Origin of the sequence: Nitratiruptor sp. YY08-26, assembly GCF_016593215.1 — a bacterium.
Lineage (GTDB): Bacteria > Campylobacterota > Campylobacteria > Campylobacterales > Nitratiruptoraceae > Nitratiruptor > Nitratiruptor tergarcus.
Map to the genome: position 1 here is coordinate 1,341,673 of NZ_AP023063.1, position 23,468 is coordinate 1,365,140.

Here is a 23,468-nt window from a genome sequence, read left to right on the forward strand (position 1 = left end):
AAGTTACTCCATCGCCTGCTTGAGATCTGCTATGAGATCTTCTACTGCTTCAAGCCCAATGCTAAGACGAATGAGTCCTTCGCTCACCCCCGCAAGCTCTAACTCTTCAGCGCTTAACTGCTGATGGGTAGTAGATGCTGGATGCGTAATTATCGATTTGCTATCACCTATATTGACTACACGGCTAAATATTTTGACACTATCTGCAATTTTTTTTGCTTCTTCAAAGCTCTCAACCTCAAAACTGAGTAACCCGCTTGCTCCACCTTTGAGATACTTTTTGGCATTTTCGTAATTTTTATCACCCTCAAGTAGTGGGTAATTGACTTTTTTTACTTTTGGATGATTCTGCAACCATTTCGCAATCTCCAAAGCACTTTGGCTATGCTGTTTGATTCTTAGACTTAAATGCTCCAGTCCTTGGATAAAGAGCCAACTGTTAAATGGACTAGGAGCCGATCCCATATCTCTTAGTAGGCTCAATCTTGCACGTAAAAAAAATGGCGGGAAAGGGGTATCTGTATACACAAGTCCATGATAACTTGCATCTGGCTCATTAAAATGAGAATATCGCAGATTATCTTTGATTTTCTCTTTAGTGTGTTCAGCTTCAACGATAATGCCACCAAGGGCAAGCCCTTGACCCGTGGTATACTTGCTCGTACTATGCACTACCACATCCACACCATACTCGATAGGATTGCATAAAATTGGCGTTGCAACAGTATTATCTACAATTGTTAAGATATTATGTTTCTTAGCAATTGCAACAATCTTTTCAAAATCTGGTACATCAATACTTGGATTTGTAATACTTTCAAAAAAGATAGCTTTTGTTTTTTCATCAATAAGTTTTTCAATCAACTCTGGCTTATGTACATCAAACATCCTCGCTTCAATCCCAAGACGCTTTAGCGTATGGGTAAAAAGTGTCACTGTTCCACCATAGAGCTGATTGGCTGCAATGATATTATCTCCTGTTTCACATAGATTTAAAACAGAGTAATTAATAGCCGCCATTCCACTGGAAGTCGCGAGTGCTGCAACTCCACCCTCAAGCGCAGCAAATCGTTTTTCAAACACATCTGTGGTTGGATTGCCAATGCGTGTATAGATATTGCCAAGCTCCTTGAGAGCAAAAAGATTTGCAGCATGCTCGGCGCTATCAAATGCATAGGCAGTTGTCATATATATTGGAACTGCCATTGTCTTTTGCTCATCCTTTTCATATCCTGCATGTAAAGCAATAGTCTCTTTTTTCATTGCACCTTCCTTAAAGTATTTTCAAAATCTTCTATAATCATAGCGCAATTTTCTAGTCCCACTGAAACACGCACAAGCCCCTCACTTACACCTAAATACTCTAGCTCGCTCGCTTGAAAATCTCTATAAATAGTACTTCGCATATGAAGCGCCAATGTTCTGCTGTCACCAATATTTGCTGTAATAAAAGGAATTTTTGCATGCTCTAAAAAAGTAAATGCATCCTCTTTGCTTTTAAAATCAAGCCCCATCATCTGCCCTGTACCAAAAGGAAAATATTGCTCATTTTTTGCATAGAGCACTTTGACTTTATCTTTGAGGGCAAGAAAGAGTTTTTGTGCATTACCTGTAGCCCTTTGGATACGAAGAGGCAACGTTTCAAGCCCTAAAATAGTTAAGTAGGCTGCATGTGCTTGCATACTCATACCAAAATCGCGCAATGCTCTTTTTTTGATTACTCCCATGATGGCATCTTTACCAAGATTTTCATAAAAGTTTTTTAAAAATGGGAAGTGTATAAAGAGATCCTTTCTTGGCTCTTTATAGATAATAGCTCCACCAAGTGCCTGCGATTGTCCACTGATAACTTTGGTGGCGGAATAGACTATAATATCAGCTCCCCAAGAAAATGGCTCAAAAAGAAGTGGTGTTATAGTATTATCAACTACAAATAAAACTCCATACTTTTGGGCTAATTTTCCTAGCTTTGCAAAATTAACGATTGTTAATGAAGGATTTCCCACACTTTCACAAAAAATCATCTTTGTCTGCGGAGATAAAACGACTTCTTCATCAGCTCTAAAAAAACGTACCTTTATTCCAAACCTGGGCAAATTTTGTGTAAAAAATGCATACGTTCCACCAAAAAGCCCTCCAACACAGATTATTTCATCTCCACTTTGTAAAAACGCACTCACTACTGCTGCTATTGCACCCATCCCACTGGATGTAACTACTGCACCATCACCTTGATCTATGGCAGCTAATAAAGTTTCTAGTTTTGCATTGGTCGGATTACCCATTCTAGCATACAGAGGCTTTCTACTCTCTCCAGCAAAAACAGCTTCTGCACTTTTGGGATCTCCGTAACTAAAAGCTGCAGATCCTATAATTGGTGGAGAAATAGCTCCATCCTTAGCTGCGCTTTGCTGCAATACAAAGGTTTGGAATCGCTCAAAATTGTTCATACTGGCTCTTTATCATAAAGATTTGTTATATTGCTAGGAGTTATTGTAGATAAAAATTTTTAAATTAAGCTAAAGAAAACTACCACTATACGTGGTAGTTTGGAGCCTCTTTTGTGATTGTTACATCGTGAACATGCGATTCTTTGAGTCCAGCACTTGTGATTTCTACAAATTCTGCTCTCTCTTGAAAGGTAAGAATATCTTTTGCTCCTACATACCCCATTGAGCTGCGAAGGCCACCAATGAGTTGATGAATTACATTTGCAATCTTTCCTCGATATGGCACCATTCCTTCAATACCTTCAGGTACCAGTTTATCTGCTGCCGTTCCCTCTTGAAAATAGCGATCTGTGCTACCCTTTGTCATTGCACCAATACTTCCCATACCACGGTATGTCTTGTACTGGCGGCCTTGATACATAATCACTTCGCCAGGACTCTCCTCTGTTCCAGCAAGCAAACTTCCAATCATTACACTACTAGCACCAACTGCAAGTGCTTTTGCAACATCACCAGAGTATTTGATTCCCCCATCAGCAATAATTGGCACACCATACTCTTTTGCTACAACAGCACACTCATCAATTGCACTTATTTGTGGCACACCTACACCTGCAACAATTCTTGTAGTACAGATACTTCCAGGTCCTATTCCCACCTTCACTGCATCTGCACCAGCTTTGATTAAGTCCTCAGTAGCCTCTGCTGTTGCCACATTACCAGCTACTACATCGATATCGAGCTCATCTTTAATAGCTTTGAGCGTGTTGATTATGCCTTGAGAGTGTCCATGCGCAGAATCAAGCACCAATACGTCTACACCAGCTTCTACAAGAGCACGTGCACGATCAAGCTGATTTACTCCGATTGCAGCACCGACTCGGAGTCTTCCGAACTCATCTTTATTAGCATTTGGATATTCTATCTTTTTCTTAATATCTTTAATTGTTACAAGCCCTTTGAGCCTTCCCTCTTCATCAATGATAGGGAGTTTTTCTATTTTGTGCTCATTCATCTTCTCTGCTGCCTCTTCGAGAGTAATACCAGGTTGAGCAGTAATGAGAGGCATTTTTGTCATCACTTGAGAAACTTTCTTGCTAAAGTCCTTTTCAAAACGCATATCTCTGTTGGTAAGAATACCCAAAAGATGCATCTGCTCATCAACAACAGGTACACCACTTATTTTATACTCACTCATAAGCCTCTCTGCTTCAGCCAGTGTTGCATCGGGATGAACATAAATAGGATCAATGATTACTCCACTCTCACTCTTTTTTACTCTTTTGACCTCTTGCACTTGCGATTCAATATCCATATTTTTATGAATAATCCCAATGCCACCAAGTCTTGCCATCGCAATTGCTGCTCTATGTTCTGTTACTGTATCCATGGCAGCTGAAACTAAAGGGATATTGAGTGGAACATTGCGCGTAAGTTTTGTTGTAATATTTACCTCTTTTGGTAAAACTGTTGAATGCTTAGGTACCAGTAATACATCTTCAAAAGTCAACGCTCTTTTTCTAATTCTCATATTAGCTCCTTACTACTCGTTCAAGACTCATTGCACCATCAAAAAGAGTCTGCTCATCAAAAGCTTTTCCAATCAATTGCAAACCAACAGGCAATCCCTCATGCTCATCTACAGATAAACTTATTGCCGGAAGTCCCGCAAGATTCACCCCTATTGTATAAACATCACTCAAGTACATCTCAAGTGGTGATTTGAGCTCTCCAAATTTATATGCTACATCAGGAGCTACCGGAGAGAGGATGAGATCTACCTTTTCAAAAACCTTACTGTATTCATCTTTGATGAGATGGCGCACTCTTTGGGCTTTAATGTAATACGCGTCATAGTAACCACTGCTGAGTACAAAAGTACCAAGAAGTATTCTTCTTTTGACCTCTTCACCAAAACCTTCACTTCTTGTCTTTTTATACATCTCTTTAAGATTGCTTGCTTCGGCTCTATATCCATAGCGTACACCGTCATAGCGGCTAAGGTTCGTACTCGCTTCAGCCATCGCAGTGATATAGTAACTTGCTATATCATACTTTGCATCCATTAAACTTACTTCTACAATCTCATGTCCAGCCTCTTTAAGAGCAGCTACTGCTTTATCGTAGGCTTTTTGTACTGCTACACTTGCGTCTTTGACATAGTTTGGCACAACGCCAATTGTAAGTTTACGATCCGCATTTGGTACCACTGGCTCAAAAGGCAGGCGTGCACTTGTGCTATCACGCTCATCTACCCCAGCAATCATATTATATAGAATAATTGCATCTTCTACATTTTGTGTCATTGGTCCAATTTGATCAAGACTGCTCCCATAAGCTGCAAGCCCATATCTGCTCACTCTCCCATAGGTAGGCTTCATTCCTACAATTCCACAAAAAGCAGCTGGTTGTCGAATACTTCCACCAGTGTCACTTCCAAGTGCAGCTATTGCGATACCAGCGGCTACTACAGCAGCACTTCCCCCACTACTTCCACCTGGAACTCGGCTTGGATCTCGAGGATTGAGTGTCTTTCCATAGCAGCTACTCTCTGTGGTACTTCCCATAGCAAACTCATCCATGTTTGTGCGTCCAAAAGGGGCGCATCCAGCACCTTTAAGCTTTTCTATCACAGTTGCGTTATAAGGAGCGATATATCCTTGCAAGATCTTACTTGCACATGTCACTTCCCAGCCATCAACCTGAATATTATCTTTTATTGCAATAGGTATACCTTCACCTGCACTATCTAATGCAATATATGCATTGAGTTCTTTTTGCTCTTCGGCTTTTTTTATTAAATCTTTTTTAATCTCTTCTAGCTCCTCTTTTGGAAGCTGTAATGCCTCTTTTAGTGTTATCAACTTCTACTCCTTACGTATAAAATACCTGCTATAACCAATACTATAAAAAAGACTATTGCTCCAACAATCGCTATGGGTGGAACTGGCTTACTAAAGTCCATCAACTACCCTTTGACAGCGTGGACAGAGTTTTCCCTCTTGTGGAGCTTGATATTTCCAGCAGCGAGGACACTTATACAATGTAGCTCTGCGTACAACAAACGTATCTCCCTCACACTCAAAATCACCTAGCTCCTCGCCACCAATTTCACTCTCAACTCCACTTACAATAAACCAATCCTCTCTCTCTGTTTTTGGAAGATCCAGGACTTTTTGCGATGATGTCTCAATCACCACTTCTAAAGTTGCTTTAATTTTCTTCTCTTTTTTGAGTTTATCAGCTAGCTCATTAAATTTTGCGCGTGCTCGGAGCATATACTCCTCATCGAAATCACTCTGCACTGGGGTAAGACGCTCAATCTCAAAATCAAAAATATCTTCTTTATCGTTTTTAAGAATCTTAGGCGCATGCTCTACTATCTCATCAGCAGTGTAAGTAAGAACCGGTGCAATGAGACCTAGCAGAGATCGTGCAATAAGTGCCATTGCACTTTGGCTTGCACGTCTATGCACATCCTCTTTTGCATCGCAATAGAGCCTATCTTTACACACATCAAGATAGATCCCACTAAATTCATTCACAATAAAGTGGTTGAGTTTTTGAAAGGCTTTTGAAAACTCATATTGAGAGAAATACTCTTCTACTTCACTCAAAACTATTGCAGCTTTATAAAGTATCCATCTATCAAGTATTTCAAACTCCTCGTTTATCTCTTCAAGATCATTGATATTTGCTAGCATGAAGCGAAAAGTATTGCGCAATTTCCTATATTGCTCAGCAATCTGCTTGAGAATATTTTCACTGATTTTCAGATCACTTTGATAATCACTCATCGCAACCCAAAGGCGTAAAATCTCCACACCAAATTTTTTGGCAACATCTTGTGGAGCAACAACATTACCTTTGGATTTGCTCATCTTCTCACCCTTCTCATCTACAGTAAATCCATGGGTAAGAATAGCTTTGAATGGCGCTCGCTTTTCTATTGCACTACTTACTAAGAGTGAGCTTTGAAACCATCCTCGATGCTGATCACTTCCTTCTAAGTAGAGATCTGCTGGATAATTTCCAGCATCATAGCGGCGAGATTTCAAAACTGCATACCAAGTAGATCCACTATCAAACCACACATCAAGAATATCCATTACTTTCTCTAAGTTTTGTGGATCGTATCCACTTCCTGGATAGAGAAGATCTTTTATTTCCATACTATACCAAGCATCTGTCCCAAAACGCTCAAAAATCATTGCAATGTAATTGAGTACTTTCTCATCTAAAATCACTTCGCCAGTAGTTTTATCTCTAAAAAATGCGATAGGCACTCCCCAATCACGCTGCCTTGAAATACACCAGTCAGGACGATTCTCTATCATCGAGCGCAAACGGTTGCGACCCCACTCTGGATAAAAAGTTGTTTTTTCAACCTCTTCTAAAGCAATTTGTCGCAGCGTCTTTTGCAGCTCTTTTGGAGCCTTATCTACTGCTATAAACCACTGCTTTGTAGCTCGAAAAATAATAGGCTTATGTGTTCTCCAGCAGTGGGGATAGGAGTGCTCAATTTTTTCAGCCAAGAGCAAATTATCGCCAAGAAGCTCAAGGATCTTCTCATTTGCATCAAATACATTCATACCAACAAACTCTTCTGGAAGAAGCTTTTCTCTTACAATTGTCTCATCATACCTTCCAGCATCGTCCACAGGCATAAGTACTTCAAGATTATAGGCAAGTCCTACACGATAGTCATCTTCACCATGTCCAGGTGCAGTGTGCACAGCCCCCGTACCACTTTCCGTTGTTACATGCGATCCTAGCACTATGCGACTACGACGATTATTGAGGGGATTGATTGCATGGAGGTTTTCTAGCTCTTTTGGATCGATCTCTTTTTCTATTTCACCCTTTACAACACCTTTTGCTTTGAGGTTTTCAAAGAGATCCTTCGCTACGATAAATCCATCAGTTGTAAGAACATAAACAATATCAGGATTAAGGGCAATTCCTGTGTTTGCTGGCAGTGTCCAAGGTGTTGTAGTCCAAATGATTATACTAGCATCTTTTCCTACTCTTTGCACTGCCTCTTTATCGAGCTTAAAAGCTACATAGATTGAGGGACTAACTTTATCTTCATACTCTACTTCTGCTTCAGCTAATGCAGTTTTAGCTGCCCAGCTCCAGTATACAGGTTTGCTGCGCTCTACCAAAAGCCCCTCTTTTGCAATCTCACATAGTGCACGGTAGATATCTGCTTCAAATGCATAGTCCATAGTAAGATAGGGTTTTTCCCAATCAGCTACAACGCCAAGCCCTTTAAACTCCTCTTTTTGGATATTAACAAATTTGCTTGCATGCTCACGGCATAACTCTCTAATCTTTGTCTTTGGAAGTTCCTCTTTTTTCTTAGTTCCTAACTTCTTTTCTACCTGCTGCTCTATAGGAAGTCCATGACAATCCCATCCAGGAGTAAAGCGAATAGCATTACCCTTGAAGTAATAGAATTTGACAATAATATCTTTGAGGATTTTATTGAGCGCATGGCCAATATGAATATGACCATTGGCATAGGGAGGGCCGTCATGGAGTGTAAAGAGGGGTTTACCCTCCCTCTTTTGTTTCATTTTTTGATAAACATCTTTTTCAAACCATCTTTTATAGCGTTTTGGCTCATTTTGTGGGAGATTCCCACGCATAGGAAAGGTGGTTTTTGGAAGTAGCAGTGTCTCTTTATAATCCATTCATCCCTCTTTTGCATTTTTGGTATATATTTTATTCAAAAAGTGATTAAAAGGCTCTGAATATTTGATATAATCCTTAAAGATAGTTTCTAGCAAGCCCGAAGGACTCCTCATGAAAAACATCATCCTCTACGTTGGCAAAGAGTTCCTCATAAACACAGAGCTCGTATCATATATAAAGCGTGAAGCTCTCAAAAAGATAGAGTGTATAAATGCAGAGCTCTATCTCGCTGAAAAAGATAAAAATCTCTTTTTAAAAATATCTAAAGCCTTGGAAGAGTATGACAAAACGCTCATCGTCACAACTCCACAAAGCTATGCTACTACGAGCAAGATTGTTGCAACTATTTTTGAAGATAATCTCATAGCAAATGAAGAGATGCTAGTTCCTTCAAAAGCAAAAATTGTTGAAAAAAATAGCTTTTTACTCACTTTTGCAGATAAATCGCTCAATCTCTTTAAAGCAGAATCTTGCTCAAAGCTTCCAAAAATTCTTCTTGAATCACAAAAAGAGACAGCACTCTTTTATATTTTTGATATGCCAAAGGAAGAAATAGTAGAAAAGCTCCTTCCTCTTGCTAAAAGTTATGATATAGATTTTATTCTCTCCCAAGAGAGTATTAATCTCTATAAACTTTTCGCATACAACAAACGCTTTGGCGATATTGCAATGTTCGTGCAAAATGCAAAACTCTTGCTACCACAAAATCTCGTAGTTACGACGAATATATTTGAATACCTCATAGAAAGATTGTCTGCACTGCACAAGACAATTACCTTTGCTGAGAGCTGTACAGGAGGACTTCTGGCTTCACTTCTTACAAAAATTCCTGGTTCATCAAAGATCTTCAACGGCTCTTTAATTACTTACGCAAACGAAATAAAAAACGCATGGCTTGGAGTCCAGCAAGAAACACTGCAAGCCTTTGGTGCAGTGAGTGAAGAGACAGTAGAAGAGATGCTAAAAGGTGCTATGAGAGTTGCACAAGCAGACTTTGCTATAGCAATTAGTGGGATTGCAGGTCCTGGAGGTGCTACAGAAACTAAACCAGTTGGTACTGTAGTAGTTGGCTGTAAAAGTTCATCTCATGAAATCATTCGCACGCTCTATTTCAAAGGAGATCGTAACTACATTCAATACCAAGCAGCAATGTACGGCATAAAGTTGCTCTTTGAAATTGCAAAAGATGAGCTTTTCTAAGTTTGTAAAATGAAAAAATAATAAATCATCTGTTGTGGACTTATACAAACTCTTGACAAGCAAAAATTTTTTGCTTATAATTTCACTCACATTCAGCGAAGGCAAAGAAAAAGCCCGAGAATGTGGGAATGACCCGTTAGCTCAGCTGGTAGAGCAACTCCCTTTTAAGGAGTGGGCCGTTGGTTCGAATCCAACACGGGTCACCACTTGCGACCCCTTCATCTAGTGGCCAAGGATGCCACCCTTTCACGGTGGTCACAGGGGTTCAAATCCCCTAGGGGTCGCCATTTGGTCGCTTAGCTCAGTTGGTAGAGCGCTTGCCTTACAAGCAAGTGGTCAGTGGTTCGAGTCCACTAGCGACCACCATTGGAGCCGTAGTTCAGTTGGTTAGAATGCCGGCCTGTCACGCCGGAGGTCGCGGGTTCGAGTCCCGTCGGCTCCGCCACGAATAAAACTCTTTCATATAAAGCAATCCCCTTTGACATTTTTATGACACTTTTATATAATTTCTTCTAACGAGGTTTTTTCATTACATTAAAAAGGTTCTCTTCTATGCAAAGTTCCGATTTTTTCAATACCGCTAAAATTTATCATTTAAATGCAGAAGAGATTAATTTTCTCATCCACTACAGTGAAAAATTGTGCCTTGATCCTTTGCGAGCTCTTGTAAACAGACAGATTTTTGAAAAGATAATCGAAGCTTACAAAAAAGATATTACAACTATAACTATCAATAAAGAACTTATCAATTCACTCAAAAAGAAGCTTAATTTCACATCCTTTCTTGCAAATACCATCTACTCTACAAAAGATATTCAAAAGGATCAAAAAGCGAAATTTTATCTTGATCGGTTTCAATTTGCACCACTACAATTGCAAGATAACCAAAAAAACTATCTTTTATGGAAAGCTTTATTGCATAGAAATGTAAATCTGCTCAAAGAGAATATATCAGGAGAGATTATTTTTGAGGAGCGTTATCTCATAGCTTATAAGTTCACTACAACAATCACAGAGATTTATAAATATGGAGATGAAATATTCGTCAAAACTCCCCATAGTGATAATATTATAGTTCTCGCAAAACGAAAATATCCTCGTGTTGAAGTAGATCTTGAAGGGTTTGTTCGCAAAAGTGGTAAACTACGAGACAATCCTTTCTATAAATGTCGTATCTGTAACATCTCAGAAGGTGGTGCTAAAATATGTATTCAAAATGCTCCTTTCAAAGAAAATGAGAAACTTATTTTACGTTTCAAACTCGCATTTGAAGATATTGATACTGAATCTATAGTGGAAGCAGAAATCACATACGATGGTATGGAGAGTTATGGTCTAAAATTCGTTGGTATGGATGAATACTCACGCCATGTAATACGTAAGTTTGTTACTTCACAAATCAATAAAAATGCACAATTATAAAACCCCATTATTTAAGAAAAAGTCTCTAAACTCATAACTTTCCCCTCTTTGCAATTACTCCTTTTTGCCATAGAGGAAATCTTTTAAAATTTTACTGTGATCAAATACCAATTTTTCCCAAGGGATCTCCTCTAGTTTAAAGATTTTAGCTATTTTAGCATCATCTGCACCCCTTGGCTTGCCACTTGCAACACATTCAAAGGTTATAGAAATAGTATGAAACCTGGGATCTCTTGTAGGATCGCTATAAACACCAAATACTCTCACAATATCTACATCTAAATTTGTCTCTTCTTTCATTTCCCTAGCTAATGCTTGCTCCACGCTCTCACCAATCTCTACAAATCCGCCTGGCAAAGCTACACCTAAAGGAGCATTTTTTCGCTCAATGAGTACAATTCCTAAAAAATTTTCCTTGTCAAATACCTTGATTATTCCATCTACCGCTACATAAGGGGTTTTGGGACGAAAAGGATATGTATACACTACACTACCTTTTGAGAAGTTTTTTGAGATTTTTGAGATCTCTTGTGTTGATAATATCATCTTTTTCACACCATCCCCGTCTTGCTTGATTGACTCCATACTGCATATAGTAGAGCGAAAAGATATTGTGAGAATCTGTATTTATTGCCATTTTTACTCCCATATCTTTTGCCAATTTGATATGGATATCATTGAGATCGAGACGCTCTGGCTGTGCATTAATCTCCATGAAAATATTGCTCTCTTTTGCTTTTTGTAAAATCTTTTCCATATCAATTGCTATTGGTTCACGCATTTGAATCATCCTGCCTGTAGGATGGGCTAAAATATTGACATAAGGATTATCAAAAGCTTTGAGAATACGGGCAGTCTGCTTCTCTTTTGAGAGATTAAATTTGTAATGGACTGCAATCAAAACAACATCCATCTGCGCTAGCACCTCATCACTCATATCAAGGGAACCATCCTCGAGGATATCTACTTCCATTCCCTTGAGAATTGTTATGCCATCAATTTTTTCATTGATTTTATCGATCTCTTCAAACTCTTGCAATACTCTTTTTTCATCCAAACCTTTTGCAACCGTAAGACGCTTGGAGTGATCAGTGATAGCGATATATTCATATCCCATCTCTCTTGCAGCTTTTGCCATATCTTCAATAGTATGCTTTCCATCGCTATAGACTGTATGCATATGAAGATCGCCTCGTATATCTTTTTGCTCTATAAGCTTTGGGAGTTTTCCAGCTTTACATGCTTCAATCTCTCCTCTATTTTCACGCAGTTCTGGCTCTATATAGCAGAGTCCAACAGCTTTATACACCTCCTCTTCCGTACGCCCTGCAATACGCTGCTCACCGCGAAAAACACCATACTCGTTGACTTTGAGTCCTAACTCAATTGCTAGTTTTCGCACTGCAATATTGTGCTGCTTGGATCCTGTAAAATAGTGCAGTGCAGAGCCATAGCTCTCATCTTCTACACTGCGCAAATCTACTTGCAAATCGTTTTGAAGTATTACTGTTGAGCGGGTAGAGCCTGCTGAGACTACCTCTTTGATTTTTGGATATTTGACAAAATGGCGAATTACTTCGCTAAAATCTTTGGCTGTGGCAAGAATATCGAGATCTCCTACTGTCTCTTTTTTGCGGCGAAAACTGCCTGCAACTTCTAAATGTGTAAGCTCTATTTGACGAAGGTATGCTAAGAGATCATCGACATACTCTTTAGCTTCACTCCATTTAAATCTATGCCCCGCTTTTTTGGCTAGTCTCACACCTCGTAAAATCTTCTCTACCAATGTTGGACCAAAGCCCGGCAATTTCTCTATCTCCCCACTCTCAGCAGCTCTACGTAGATCCTCCATAGATTGGATATGGAGCTGCTCATAGAGTGTTTTAATGCGCTTTGGTCCTAAACCTTCAATAGAGAGCATCTCCACTAAAGTTGGAGGGATCTCCTCTTTGAGCTGCTCTAATTTAGAAAATTTTCCCGTTTTGACAATCTCTTTAATGTAGAGACTAAGATCTGTTCCAATTCCAGGGAGTTTTGTCAAATCATAGCCGCTTTTTACTAGCTCTTCGAGAGGCTTTCCAATATTTTCTACTGTTCTTGCTGCATTGCGGTAGGCTCTCACTTTAAAAGGGTTTTCCCCTTTAATCTCCAACAGATCTGCATATTCATTGAAAATTTTTGCTATTTCACTATTTGTTATTGCCATCTTTTTCACCTCGATTTAAGATATGCTCCATATATCATCACTGCAATTCCACTTAGTAGCATTCCATACGCCCCACTTTGACTTAGCTCCACACATCCTACGGTAAAACTATTAAAAGCTGTTACCATGAGTCCCCAACCAAAGAGATAGAAGAGCTCACCACGCCTGCAAACCCTACATTTCATAATTTCCTCACTTTTTTGTAATATTATATATCCAAAGGAGTGAAATTGCAAAAAGCGAAACTCTTGCTGCTTGAAGATGATCTCAATCTGAGTGAAACTATTGCAGAATATTTAGAAGATGAAGGATTTGAGGTAGAACAGACTTTTACCTCTGATGAGGCTTTAGAGAAAGTATATGAGCATAACTACGATTTGCTCCTTTTAGATGTCATGGTACCTGGAATTAATGGCTTTACACTCTTAAAAAAGTTACGTCAAAAAAGTGATGCTCCTGCAATTTTTATTACATCTTTGGACAGCGTAGAAAATCTTGAAAAGGGGTATGAGAGTGGTTGTGATGATTATATTCGTAAACCCTTTGCTCTCAAAGAGCTCAAACTCCGCATAGAAACACTGCTTAAACGCTCATTTGATACAAAAGAGGAGAAGATTCCAATAGATGAGAAGAGCTATTTTGATATCAAATCTAATCAACTCTTTATCAATGAGACTCCAGTAAACCTCAATCAAAAAGAGATAAAACTTCTCAAACTCTTTCTCAAACACCCAGGAAAGCAGATTAGTCATGAAAAGATATATGAGACTCTGTGGGAGTATGATGAGACGCCCAGCGATATGGCACTGCGTACATATATTAAAAATTTGCGCAAATATCTTGGAAAAGAAAAAATAGAGAGCATAAAACGATATGGATACAAATTTAACAAGTGAAAAGAGCAGTTTAATCAAATTTCTTGCACTCTATATTTTTCTCACACTTATCATTTTAATACTTGCTTCTATGATGTACTACAAATTTGAAAAAGAGGTAATGCTCTACTCTCGCTTGCCAAAACTCCAAGAATACTCTAAAGATGTAATTCGAAGAATCCGCGCTATGCATGAGAGCCTGCTAGAAGATAACTACTATCCACGCTACTCTACATTTAAATCAGCAATTTATGATGCAGATCATGTAAAAATATTTTCTCTCTTAGAAAATGAGCATATCGATTTTCAAAACTTTCTCTATAAAAATGGTTCATTCATTCACTTTATCAAAGAACCAAGCCTCTATTATCTGGGAGCAAAGTATGTGATTATAGAGGTAAAAGATGATGAAAAATGGCTTCATAAACTTTATAAAAACATCGTACTTTTTGGAAGTCTTTTCTTACTCTTTATGGGATTAGTGGGATATTTCCTCGTCAAGCAGTTTCTCAAACCTATGAAAAACTCATTTATACTTCTCAATAATTTCATTAAAGATACTACACATGAGCTCAACACTCCTGTAAGTACAATTTTGACAAACATAGAGACAATTGATAAAAATGAACTTCCACCAAAGATCAACAAAAAACTTAATCGCATAGAAATAGCAGCTCGCACAATTTCAGTCATATATAAAGATCTTGTCTATCTGCTTCTTAAAGATAAATTTCCATCTACTCTAGAAAAGATAGATATCAATGCTCTTTTATCGCAGCGCATTGACTATTTTAAATCCATGGCAGAATCTAAAAAGATAAAAATCTCTTTTTCACAATCTCCTTGCTTTTTAGAAGCAGATAAACAAAAAATTACGCGCCTTATCGATAATCTCCTCTCTAATGCCATCAAGTACAATAAAATCGGTGGCACAATAAAAATAAAAACATTTTCTCGAGGCTTTTATATCGAAGATAGTGGTATTGGTATTCCAGAAGAAAAAATAGGAGAGATCTTTAAAAGATATAAAAGACTAAGTTCTAGTGAAGGAGGCTTTGGCATAGGTTTGCATATTGTCTTATCTATTGCAAATGAATTTGGACTTAAAATCAAAGTCGATTCCAAAGTTAATCAATATACAAGGATTACAATTACATGGTAAAAGTTATATTATGTACATTTCTCTCTTTACAAATTGTTCTAAGCTCTGATTTTGATACTGCATGCCTCGCATGCCATGAGAAAAAAAATATCCCACTAAAACCGATATTTTTTGAGTATCTTCTCTATTACAGTAGCAAAAGCGCTATTCTCAAAGCCACAAAAGAGTATCTTCTCCATCCAACTCTTCAAAAAAGACTCTATAAAAAGGCTCCCCCATATCAGCATAAAATTTCGCAAAAAAGGCTCGATAAACTTTTAGAAGAGTATTGGGAGCGCTACAAAGTCATTGGTAAAATCAAATAGTTCACAATCGGTTCACAATTATGCTTTATAATACTTTTACAATTTATAAAGGAGGCAAGATGAAAAGAATTGCAAGCATTATCTTTGCAGCACTTCTAGGAGCGAGCTTTATAAGCACAGCAGCATTTGCTAGTGCAGATAAAGGGCAAAAGATCTACCAAAAGAAACTCAAAAAGGTATGTGGCTTTAACGGTGCAAAATTTGCAGCGAAGCATACACAAGATGAGTGGGAAGAGATCAATGAGGCTGGAAAATTTGAAGATGAGATTCAAAAACTCTGCCCAAAATATAAAAAAGGGTATCTCAAACCTAGCCAACTCAAGCACATCTATGATTTTGCGTATGAGTATGCAAGCGACAGTGGTAACGTACCTAGCTGTTAACCAGAACTAAAATAAAACTAAATCAAGGAGGAAAGTATGAAAAAATTGGCAATTATAGGACTCGCAGCAGCAACTGCAATGACTCTCATGGCTTCTGATGGTGCAACACTTTATAAAAAGTGTGCAGGATGCCATGGTGCTCATGGTGAGAAAAAAGCTCTTGGTAAATCTGAAGTTATCAAAGGTTGGCCAAAAGAAAAGACTGTTGAAGCTCTCAAAGGCTACAAAGCAGGTACAAGAAATGTACACGGAATGGGCGCTTTGATGAAAGGTCAGGTTGCAACTCTTAGCGACGCTGATATTGAAGCTATCGCAGATTTCATCTCTAAGCAGTAATAAAAGGGGCACTTGCCCCTTTTATATAAATCTTTGTACCCACTGCACAATTTGCGGTGCACTTAATGCTCCTGAGACTCTATCTAACTCTTTTCCATGTAAAAAAGCAATCATTGTAGGAATGCCTCTAATTCCATAAGGTGCAGCGAGCTGTGGATACTCTTCAGTATTGAGCTTAGCAAACCATGCTTTGAGTGGAAATTCTCTTGCAGCTGCTTCAAAATTTGGTGCCATCATACGGCAAGGTCCACACCAAGGAGCCCAAAAGTCTACAATAACAGGAATATCATTTTTGGTAAGTATAGTCTCAAAATTTGTTGGATTCAATTCAATAGGATGTGTATCAAGCAAATTATATCCACATTTACCACATTTAGCTTTGTTATAGTGATCTTTTTTAGGTATTCTGTTAATTGCTAAACAGTTTGGACATACTACATTGATTGTCATGCAAACTCCTTTTTCTTTTGATTGTAGCAAACCAAATCATTTATAGGTGCAACTTTAGTCACTTTTGCTATAATGGAGATATGAAAAAAAGTATATTACTATTGCTTCCTCTAATTTTGTTTCTCATTGCATTTATGAGCAAAGAGCATGAAACAAAAAAGAGTTTCGTGAATAAAGAACACGTACTTACTCATACAAAACAGATCGATGTAAACTGCTCTCGTTGTTTTGAACAATATATCGAAGATGTAATAAATAACGGCTCAAACATTTTTAACTATCCAACAAGTCCCATGCCAGCACATACAGTCTCTCCAGAAGATGCAAAAAAAATTGCTGCATTTCTTGCTACCCTCCAAGGATTTAAACCCTCACATCCTGATTGGGTTATAGAAGGAAAATATCTTTTTTACGGTAACTGCGTTGGATGTCACAGTAATGGTGGAAAAGGAAAAAAAGGATATTTTCCTGATCTCACACGCAAACCCCTAGCAGGTATGGAGCTATTGCAAAGGAAACAATGATGCCTGAAAACTTCTCCATAGAAGAGGTATATAGAGTCTACAAGTCTTTAGAGTTTCCAACTACTCGCCTATGGAATGAAAAGAGGCGCAAAAAACGTAAAGCAGTAGAACAGTACAAAAAGAGAAAAAAGCGAAAGGCAAAGAAACATATTATTGATATTTATGTGTAGATTACCTATAATCATGATAGACATAACAGTATAAAGGATCCAAATGGGAAAAGTGCTTATCATTGGTGCTGGTGGAGTCGGAAGAGTAGTAGCGCACAAATGTGCTCTCAATCCTGATACCTTTCATCAAATTACACTCGCAAGCAGAACTTTATCAAAGTGTGAAGAGATCCGCAATGAAATTAAAGATAAATGGAACCGCGAGATAGATGTGGCGCGAGTTGATGCAGACAACGTTAATGAACTTATAGATCTCATCCATCTTGTAAAACCCGATCTCGTGATTAATGTAGCCCTGCCCTATCAAGATCTCACAATCATGGAAGCCTGTATGGAGACTAAAGTAGACTATCTTGATACTGCAAACTATGAGCATCCAGATACTGCAAAATTTGAGTATAAGCAGCAATGGGCTTTAGATGAGCCATTTAAAGAGCGTGGTATAATGGGGCTTTTGGGAAGTGGATTTGATCCTGGTGTGACAAATGTATTTGTAGCTTATGCCCAAAAACATTACTTTGATACTATAGAATATATCGATATCCTCGACTGCAATGCTGGAGATCACGGCTATCCTTTTGCAACTAACTTCAATCCTGAAATCAATATCCGTGAGGTTAATTCCAAAGGAAGATATTGGGAAAATGGCAAATGGATAGAGACTGAGCCAATGGAAATAAAGATGATGTGGGACTATCCAGAAATTGGTCCAAAAGATAGCTATCTGCTCTACCATGAAGAGGAAGAATCACTTGTTAAGCACATTAAAGGATTAAAACGCATCCGTTTTTGGATGACATTTAGTGAGAGTTATCTTACACATTTGAGAGTCCTCGATAATGTAGGGATGACACGCATTGACCCTATTGAAGTAGATGGTTGTAAAGTAGTGCCACTGCATGTGCTCAAAGCACTCCTGCCAGATCCTGCAAGTCTTGGAGTGCGCACAAAAGGCAAAACCAATATCGGTGTAGTGTGCGAAGGTATAAAAGATGGAAAACGTCGCAAAATCTACATCTATAATATTTGTGACCACCAAGAGGCATACAAAGAGGTTTATAGCCAGTGTGTGAGTTACACTACAGGTGTTCCAGCAATGATTGGCGCAAAAATGATGTTAGAGCGCAAGTGGTATCAACCAGGTGTATGGAATATGGAGCAGTTTGATCCCGATCCATTTATGGAGGAGCTCAATCGTCAAGGTCTTCCATGGCATGTTTTAGAGATGGAGCCCAATGAAACGAGAGAAGTAGAGTGAAAAAGTTATTTTTTCTTACTATCATAGCATTGATAGTACAGGCTGGATTTATGGATACATTAAACAATTTGGCAAAAGATTATACAAGCAATAAATCTGTAACAAATAGCACTAACGAAGAGCAAAGTGCCATCAAGCAAGCATTGAAAATCGGTGTAAAAAAAGCAGTTACAACACTTGGCAAAAAAGATGGTTTTTTGAAAAATCCTCTCGTAAAAATTGGAGTGCCCAAAAATTTGCAAATAGTAGCAAAGACACTTCGTAAAGTAGGCATGGGAAAATATGTAGATGAGTTTGAACTCTCTATGAATAGAGCTGCTGAAGAAGCAGTACCCGAGACCGCATCAATTTTAGTTGATACTATCAAAAATCTCAAAGTTCAAGAGGCAAAAAGATTAATTACAAGTAGTGATCAATATGCAATTACAAACTACTTTAAAACCCATGCTGGCAAAAAACTTGCGCAAAAAATTGCACCTATTATCAAAAAGCATATGGAAAACGAAAATGTTACGAAGTATTATGCAACTATGATGGAGTACTACAACAAACATGTAGGCAATTTCACAAATAACGCGTATGCCAAAACAGCCCTTGGAGCTTTAGGGATGAGTGCACCAGGTGAAGTTAAAGAAAAAGATCTCTCAAGCTATGTAACCAACCGTACACTTGAAGGACTCTACACAATGATAGCCCAGCAAGAAAAAAATATTCGCACTAATCCCCTTGCTCGTAGTACGAAACTTTTGCAAAAGGTGTTTGGTGATCCAAAATAGCAACATTGAAAAAGTACTTGATCAAATTCCTACACCTTGTTATGTGTGTGAAGAGGCTCTTCTTGAGAGAAATCTCCAAATACTTGATGATGTGCAAAAACGCAGTGGTGCCAAAATAATATTGGCTCTCAAAGGCTTTGCAATGTGGAGCACTTTTGATCTTGTAAAGAAGTATCTCTATGGTGCTACTGCAAGCGGACTTTGGGAAGCTAAACTAGCTTTTGAAGAGTTTGGCAAAGAGGTACATACCTACTCCCCCGCATTTAAAAAGGATGAAATTGAACTCATTGCAAAGATGAGTGATCATATTGTGTTTAACTCTATCAACCAATTAGAGCGCTATAAAGAGATTGTCAAAAAAACAAACCCTCATATCTCCATAGGTATACGTGTCAATCCTGAATACTCAGCTGCCCCAGTAGATCTCTATAATCCTTGTGGTACTTTTAGCCGACTTGGAATTACAAAAAGTGAATTTGTCTGGAACAACACCATAGAAGGGCTTCATTTTCATGCACTTTGTGAAGAGAGTGCTGAATCTCTCCAAAAAGTTTTGGAGGCTTTTGAAGAAAAATTTAACATCTATATTTCACGCTGCAAATGGGTAAATTTTGGAGGAGGACACCATATTACTAAAGATGATTACAACAAAGAACTGCTCACAGCAATTATCAAAGATTTTAAAAAGCGTTATAACATTGAAGTCTATCTTGAGCCTGGAGAAGCAGTAGGATGGCAAACAGGCCCATTAGTTGCAAGTGTGGTTGATATTATTCACAATGGCATGGATATAGCAATTCTTGATACATCTGCAGAAGCCCACATGCCAGACGTTTTAGCCATGCCCTATCGTCCGCAAGTACGCTATGCAGGAGAGCCGGGAGAGAAAAAATATACCTATCGTCTTGGGGGTAATAGTTGCCTTGCAGGAGATATAATTGGGGATTACAGTTTTGATGCACCTTTGCAGATTGAACAAAAAATTATTTTCGAGGATATGATTCACTATACCTTTGTCAAAAACACTACTTTTAATGGCATTAGGCTCCCCAGCTTAGCGATTTTACGAAAAAATAATCAATTAGACATTGTAAAAAGATTTGATTACTGCGACTATAAACATAGATTGTCATGAAGCTCCTTCTTTTTTTTCTTGCAGCTTTCTATATCCTCTTTTGTCTCTATCTCTATATCTTTCAAGATAAAATCATCTTCCGTACAGACTTAGCTCCAAAAGAGATACCTCTAGATAAAGAGATTAAAGTAACGTTTCTTGATGGATTGGAGGTAGGAAGAGTTGAAAAGAATAGTCATATTACAATATTCTATTTTGGAGGAAATGCCAATAATGCACTGGAGTTTCTACACCATTTTAAACATTTACCATACAATCTTATAACTTTCAACTATCCTGGATACGGCAATTCTCAAGGAAAACCATCACAAAAAGCAATCTTTTTAGCAGCTAAAAAAGTCTACCAACACTATAAAACATCAAAAAATATTCTCATTGGAAGAAGTCTTGGTACTGGTGTGGCGAGTTATCTCTCTACACAAAAAGATGTTATTGGTATTATTCTCATAACTCCTTTTCATTCAATTACACATCTAGCACAACTGCGCTACCCTTGGTGCCCTATTCATCTTTTTTTACGGCATCCATTTCCAAATTATAAATACCTTTCCCAAGCTAGTGTGCCTGTATATGTAATCCTTGCCCAACATGACGATACCACGCCTCCTGTTACTTTTGCAAAACTCAAACCATATATTAAAAAGCTTGTAAAAGTCGTGACAATCGAAGGTGCACAGCATGGAGATATTTTACAGTTTGAGCAGACAAAAAAAGCAATTGAAGAGTTCGTTACAGAGTTGGCAAGGGAGAGCCCTTAGCCATTGGTACCTGGCAAAATAATAACTTCATCACCTTGCTCTTTTGCATTTACTTTGCTTACTGGAGTATAAATGAAGCTTTTGCTCTCTTCATCATATCCTTCAAGTTTGTAAGCTTTTCCATTAACAACTACAATCCAGTCAAAACCATTTTCTTCTTCGTCATTATATTTTGCGTATACAAATCCAGAAAACTCTTTCCTGCTAAGCTGCTGAGCAATTTCTCCATTTTGCGCTGTAGAGGTATCAAAAACTATTTTGCCATCTTCGTCAAAAGAGGCTTTTACACCTTCAACATGTTGATAAGCAAAACTACTATTTTTATTTACTCCATTTAATTTCCAGACGTCACCACTTTTGGTAACAAAAACCCAATCATACTGTCCTTCGCCATAATGTACAAACTTTCCAGCAACTTTTGCCTTCTTTCTTTGTAAAAGTTTTTGGCTAATCTCCTCTTCACGCTGCTGTCTTGCCTCTTCTATACGCTCTTGAATCTTTTCCACCATCTCTGGTTTAGCAAGTTCAGATATGTTAGTAATATTAAACTCTTTAAAGAGATTCTCTTTCTTATAAAATTTTATAGCTTTTCTCACTTCATGCATCATATTACTTACTTCATTTGGCCATTGGTCCTCATCAGCTTTTGCCTCTTTAACAAGCTCTACTAAATTAAAACCTTTATGCATACTCATATTTTCACCATTCTCAGCTTCATGGGAAAATTTTTGACCCCACTTTTCTTGATGCTCTTTTGCATCTTCTTTTTCTTCATTATAATGTGCCATAGCATTGCTCTTAGCATGCTCATATAAGCCTTTCGCTTCATTTTCCATATCATCATCTTCATGAGCAGCATCAGAGCTAGAAGAACTAAACAAACTCATATTGTCATTAACTTCTGTTTCATGAATAGAATTATGCTCTTTTTCGCCTTTATCTTCATCACCATGTACCATAGCGCTACTAGTAGATTGCTCATACAAATTTTTTGCTTCATCTTCCATATCTTCATCTTCATGAGCAGCATCAGTGTTAGAAGAACTTTGTGAACTCTCATTTGCAAATGAGTATTGACCTTTTTGAGAATGCTCCATCATTCCTGCATGCTCTTGAGCTTCACTCATTCCCATCCAACTACCACCAAATCTCTCAATACTGTCAGCCTGGGCAAATGTAATCAATGAAGAAACTACAAGACTGATATATAATCCTTTTTTCATCTTTTATCCTTTTTTTGAAATTTGATATTGAAATTATTGCGTAAAAGGTGTTAGTTGGAAGTTATATATCCGTTAGGTCAAAGTTACTCAAAAACGTTGACCAAAACCGATACTCAAAAGTGAATCAAGAGCTTTTTCATTGATTCCCTTAGTAAATGTAGTATAGAGATAGTAACCTTTATGAAGTCTTCGCTCTAATTTCAAATAGAGACTATTACTATATGCTCCAAATTTGCTTTTCGTATACAAATAAGCAAAATCTATACTATATTTTCCGCTATACATTTCGATACCTGCATAGGCACTATAAGGATTTTGCAATCTGTGTGAAGAGATTTTATCTCGTGTATATGTATAATAACCGCCAACAAAAAGCTTATATCCAAGATAGTAGTATTCACTAGAGATATAGATATCATAATCAAAAAAATTACCCTCTTGATTATAAAGAGGCAAGTCCACACCTACTCCCACATAGAGATCCCACATAGGTGTAGGTGTAAAACGGTATTCAAGTTTTATATTCGTATCAGAAAAACCAGAAGAAGATGCATTATCAAAATAGAGCGCTGTTATTGAAACATCAAACCTCCCTTTATAAAGAGTAAGATAAAAAAGATAGTCATGTTCACTAAAATCTATTACATCTTTATCTTTTGCATAAATATACTCTAAATACCATTCATATTGTTTTGGCTTTATGAGTCTTTCTATACTACATCCATACTCATCCACTATATCACTAAAAGGGGTATGCGGGCATCTGTCTAATCTATCTGGGACACCATCAAGATCCTCATCATGATACTCATTTGCAAGAAGTATAGTTAGTATGAAAAAAAGAAAAAGCAGTTTTTTCATCGTTTTCCTCTGTGAATAGGTGTATTAATAATATGCTGTAAATTGATAAGTTGAGAAGATTGTAGATCGATATTGAGCTGATATATCTTTCGTTTTAGTTCGTTCATAAGCTCTCTTCGCTTTGAAAGAGGAGCTTGCATAATCTTTTCAATCTCTGCATCTATATCAAATCTTTTGGATATATTAGTCTCTTTTGTACTATTAACATCATAAGAAAGCAGAGATACTGAGAATAGAATCGTCAATAACAACTTTTTCATCATACGCTTTTATATAC

The 23,468-nt window shown here is 37.8% G+C and carries 25 protein-coding genes and 4 tRNA genes; 17 read left to right on the forward strand and 12 right to left on the reverse strand.

Annotation, left to right across the window (positions count from 1 at the left end; genetic code table 11):
* Window positions 1-3 precede the first annotated feature (3 nt).
* The 5 genes from JG738_RS07240 to ileS form a co-directional block, all read right to left on the reverse strand.
* A complete protein-coding gene (locus JG738_RS07240) occupies window positions 4-1,263 on the reverse strand; it encodes an O-acetylhomoserine aminocarboxypropyltransferase/cysteine synthase family protein (protein ID WP_201337245.1) in 1,260 nt (419 codons plus the stop codon).
* Window positions 1,260-2,450: an aminotransferase class I/II-fold pyridoxal phosphate-dependent enzyme gene (locus JG738_RS07245; protein ID WP_201337246.1), complete on the reverse strand. Its 1,191-nt coding sequence runs from the start codon at window positions 2,448-2,450 to the stop codon at window positions 1,260-1,262. Before JG738_RS07245 ends, JG738_RS07240 begins: the two co-directional genes overlap by 4 nt.
* Before the next feature lie 85 nt (window positions 2,451-2,535).
* The gene (gene guaB / locus JG738_RS07250) at window positions 2,536-3,981 is read right to left on the reverse strand and encodes an IMP dehydrogenase (RefSeq protein WP_201337247.1); all 1,446 of its coding nucleotides are present in this window, start codon (window positions 3,979-3,981) and stop codon (window positions 2,536-2,538) included.
* 1 nt (window position 3,982) lies between these two features.
* Window positions 3,983-5,314 carry an Asp-tRNA(Asn)/Glu-tRNA(Gln) amidotransferase subunit GatA gene (gene gatA / locus JG738_RS07255; RefSeq protein ID WP_201337248.1) on the reverse strand — a complete coding sequence of 444 codons (1,332 nt, stop codon included), beginning with the start codon at window positions 5,312-5,314 and terminating at the stop codon, window positions 3,983-3,985.
* A gap of 90 nt (window positions 5,315-5,404) precedes the next feature.
* Window positions 5,405-8,146 carry an isoleucine--tRNA ligase gene (gene ileS, locus JG738_RS07260; RefSeq protein ID WP_201337249.1) on the reverse strand — a complete coding sequence of 914 codons (2,742 nt, stop codon included), beginning with the start codon at window positions 8,144-8,146 and terminating at the stop codon, window positions 5,405-5,407.
* A gap of 112 nt (window positions 8,147-8,258) precedes the next feature.
* Here ileS and JG738_RS07265 point away from each other — a divergent pair, with 112 nt between their 5' ends.
* From JG738_RS07265 to JG738_RS07290, 6 genes are all read left to right on the forward strand, one after another.
* A complete protein-coding gene (locus JG738_RS07265; protein ID WP_201337250.1) occupies window positions 8,259-9,347 on the forward strand; it encodes a CinA family protein in 1,089 nt (362 codons plus the stop codon).
* A 130-nt stretch (window positions 9,348-9,477) separates the two neighbouring features.
* Window positions 9,478-9,553: transfer RNA gene (locus JG738_RS07270), tRNA-Lys, on the forward strand.
* A 5-nt stretch (window positions 9,554-9,558) separates the two neighbouring features.
* Window positions 9,559-9,634, forward strand: a tRNA-Glu gene (locus JG738_RS07275).
* A 3-nt stretch (window positions 9,635-9,637) separates the two neighbouring features.
* Window positions 9,638-9,713: transfer RNA gene (locus JG738_RS07280), tRNA-Val, on the forward strand.
* 2 nt (window positions 9,714-9,715) lie between these two features.
* Window positions 9,716-9,792 (forward strand) — tRNA-Asp (locus JG738_RS07285).
* Between the two features lie 107 nt (window positions 9,793-9,899).
* Window positions 9,900-10,769 (forward strand): PilZ domain-containing protein, encoded by an 870-nt coding sequence (locus JG738_RS07290; RefSeq protein WP_201337251.1) that lies wholly within the window; start codon window positions 9,900-9,902, stop codon window positions 10,767-10,769.
* 54 nt (window positions 10,770-10,823) lie between these two features.
* Here the strand turns inward: JG738_RS07290 and JG738_RS07295 are convergent, their stop codons facing one another.
* The 3 genes from JG738_RS07295 to JG738_RS07305 are packed head-to-tail and all read right to left on the reverse strand — an operon-like array spanning window position 10,824 to window position 13,160.
* Entirely contained in the window at window positions 10,824-11,255 is a 432-nt protein-coding gene (locus JG738_RS07295; protein WP_236583136.1) for an NUDIX hydrolase, read from the reverse strand.
* A 4-nt stretch (window positions 11,256-11,259) separates the two neighbouring features.
* Complete coding sequence (polX, locus tag JG738_RS07300) at window positions 11,260-12,975, reverse strand: DNA polymerase/3'-5' exonuclease PolX (RefSeq protein WP_201337252.1); 1,716 nt, start codon at window positions 12,973-12,975, stop codon at window positions 11,260-11,262.
* 5 nt (window positions 12,976-12,980) lie between these two features.
* On the reverse strand, window positions 12,981-13,160 hold the full coding sequence (locus JG738_RS07305) for a hypothetical protein (RefSeq protein ID WP_201337253.1): 180 nt from the start codon (window positions 13,158-13,160) through the stop codon (window positions 12,981-12,983).
* A 45-nt stretch (window positions 13,161-13,205) separates the two neighbouring features.
* Here JG738_RS07305 and JG738_RS07310 point away from each other — a divergent pair, with 45 nt between their 5' ends.
* The 5 genes from JG738_RS07310 to JG738_RS07330 are packed head-to-tail and all read left to right on the forward strand — an operon-like array spanning window position 13,206 to window position 16,036.
* The gene (locus JG738_RS07310) at window positions 13,206-13,871 is read left to right on the forward strand and encodes a response regulator transcription factor (protein WP_201337254.1); all 666 of its coding nucleotides are present in this window, start codon (window positions 13,206-13,208) and stop codon (window positions 13,869-13,871) included.
* Window positions 13,849-15,012, forward strand: a complete 1,164-nt coding sequence (locus tag JG738_RS07315; protein WP_201337255.1) for a HAMP domain-containing sensor histidine kinase — start codon at window positions 13,849-13,851, stop codon at window positions 15,010-15,012. Before JG738_RS07310 ends, JG738_RS07315 begins: the two co-directional genes overlap by 23 nt.
* On the forward strand, window positions 15,006-15,317 hold the full coding sequence (locus JG738_RS07320; protein ID WP_201337256.1) for a hypothetical protein: 312 nt from the start codon (window positions 15,006-15,008) through the stop codon (window positions 15,315-15,317). Before JG738_RS07315 ends, JG738_RS07320 begins: the two co-directional genes overlap by 7 nt.
* A gap of 59 nt (window positions 15,318-15,376) precedes the next feature.
* Window positions 15,377-15,700 (forward strand): cytochrome C, encoded by a 324-nt coding sequence (locus JG738_RS07325; RefSeq protein ID WP_084274926.1) that lies wholly within the window; start codon window positions 15,377-15,379, stop codon window positions 15,698-15,700.
* Window positions 15,701-15,736: 36 nt separating this feature from the next.
* Complete coding sequence (locus JG738_RS07330; protein ID WP_084276365.1) at window positions 15,737-16,036, forward strand: c-type cytochrome; 300 nt, start codon at window positions 15,737-15,739, stop codon at window positions 16,034-16,036.
* A 21-nt stretch (window positions 16,037-16,057) separates the two neighbouring features.
* Here the strand turns inward: JG738_RS07330 and trxC are convergent, their stop codons facing one another.
* Entirely contained in the window at window positions 16,058-16,486 is a 429-nt protein-coding gene (gene trxC / locus JG738_RS07335) for a thioredoxin TrxC (protein WP_201337257.1), read from the reverse strand.
* 80 nt (window positions 16,487-16,566) lie between these two features.
* Between trxC and JG738_RS07340 the strand changes: the two genes are divergently transcribed.
* Genes JG738_RS07340 through JG738_RS07365 form a run of 6 tightly spaced genes read left to right on the forward strand, consistent with a single transcriptional unit; the run spans window position 16,567 to window position 21,107 of the window.
* Window positions 16,567-17,010 carry a c-type cytochrome gene (locus JG738_RS07340; RefSeq protein WP_201337258.1) on the forward strand — a complete coding sequence of 148 codons (444 nt, stop codon included), beginning with the start codon at window positions 16,567-16,569 and terminating at the stop codon, window positions 17,008-17,010.
* Window positions 17,007-17,180 carry a hypothetical protein gene (locus tag JG738_RS07345; RefSeq protein ID WP_201337259.1) on the forward strand — a complete coding sequence of 58 codons (174 nt, stop codon included), beginning with the start codon at window positions 17,007-17,009 and terminating at the stop codon, window positions 17,178-17,180. The genes JG738_RS07340 and JG738_RS07345 overlap by 4 nt, the downstream gene beginning before the upstream one ends.
* A 43-nt stretch (window positions 17,181-17,223) precedes the next feature.
* Window positions 17,224-18,438: a saccharopine dehydrogenase family protein gene (locus JG738_RS07350; RefSeq protein WP_201337260.1), complete on the forward strand. Its 1,215-nt coding sequence runs from the start codon at window positions 17,224-17,226 to the stop codon at window positions 18,436-18,438.
* Window positions 18,435-19,214 (forward strand): DUF4197 domain-containing protein, encoded by a 780-nt coding sequence (locus JG738_RS07355; RefSeq protein ID WP_201337261.1) that lies wholly within the window; start codon window positions 18,435-18,437, stop codon window positions 19,212-19,214. The genes JG738_RS07350 and JG738_RS07355 overlap by 4 nt, the downstream gene beginning before the upstream one ends.
* Entirely contained in the window at window positions 19,201-20,349 is a 1,149-nt protein-coding gene (gene nspC / locus JG738_RS07360; RefSeq protein WP_201337262.1) for a carboxynorspermidine decarboxylase, read from the forward strand. Before JG738_RS07355 ends, nspC begins: the two co-directional genes overlap by 14 nt.
* The gene (locus JG738_RS07365) at window positions 20,346-21,107 is read left to right on the forward strand and encodes an alpha/beta hydrolase (protein WP_201337263.1); all 762 of its coding nucleotides are present in this window, start codon (window positions 20,346-20,348) and stop codon (window positions 21,105-21,107) included. The genes nspC and JG738_RS07365 overlap by 4 nt, the downstream gene beginning before the upstream one ends.
* Here JG738_RS07365 and JG738_RS07370 read toward each other — a convergent pair.
* From JG738_RS07370 to JG738_RS07380, 3 genes are all read right to left on the reverse strand, one after another.
* Window positions 21,104-22,330: a hypothetical protein gene (locus JG738_RS07370; protein WP_201337264.1), complete on the reverse strand. Its 1,227-nt coding sequence runs from the start codon at window positions 22,328-22,330 to the stop codon at window positions 21,104-21,106. The two genes, JG738_RS07365 and JG738_RS07370, sit on opposite strands and share 4 nt — an antisense overlap.
* A gap of 87 nt (window positions 22,331-22,417) precedes the next feature.
* Complete coding sequence (locus tag JG738_RS07375) at window positions 22,418-23,191, reverse strand: hypothetical protein (RefSeq protein WP_201337265.1); 774 nt, start codon at window positions 23,189-23,191, stop codon at window positions 22,418-22,420.
* The gene (locus JG738_RS07380) at window positions 23,188-23,451 is read right to left on the reverse strand and encodes a hypothetical protein (RefSeq protein ID WP_201337266.1); all 264 of its coding nucleotides are present in this window, start codon (window positions 23,449-23,451) and stop codon (window positions 23,188-23,190) included. Before JG738_RS07380 ends, JG738_RS07375 begins: the two co-directional genes overlap by 4 nt.
* Window positions 23,452-23,468 lie beyond the last annotated feature (17 nt).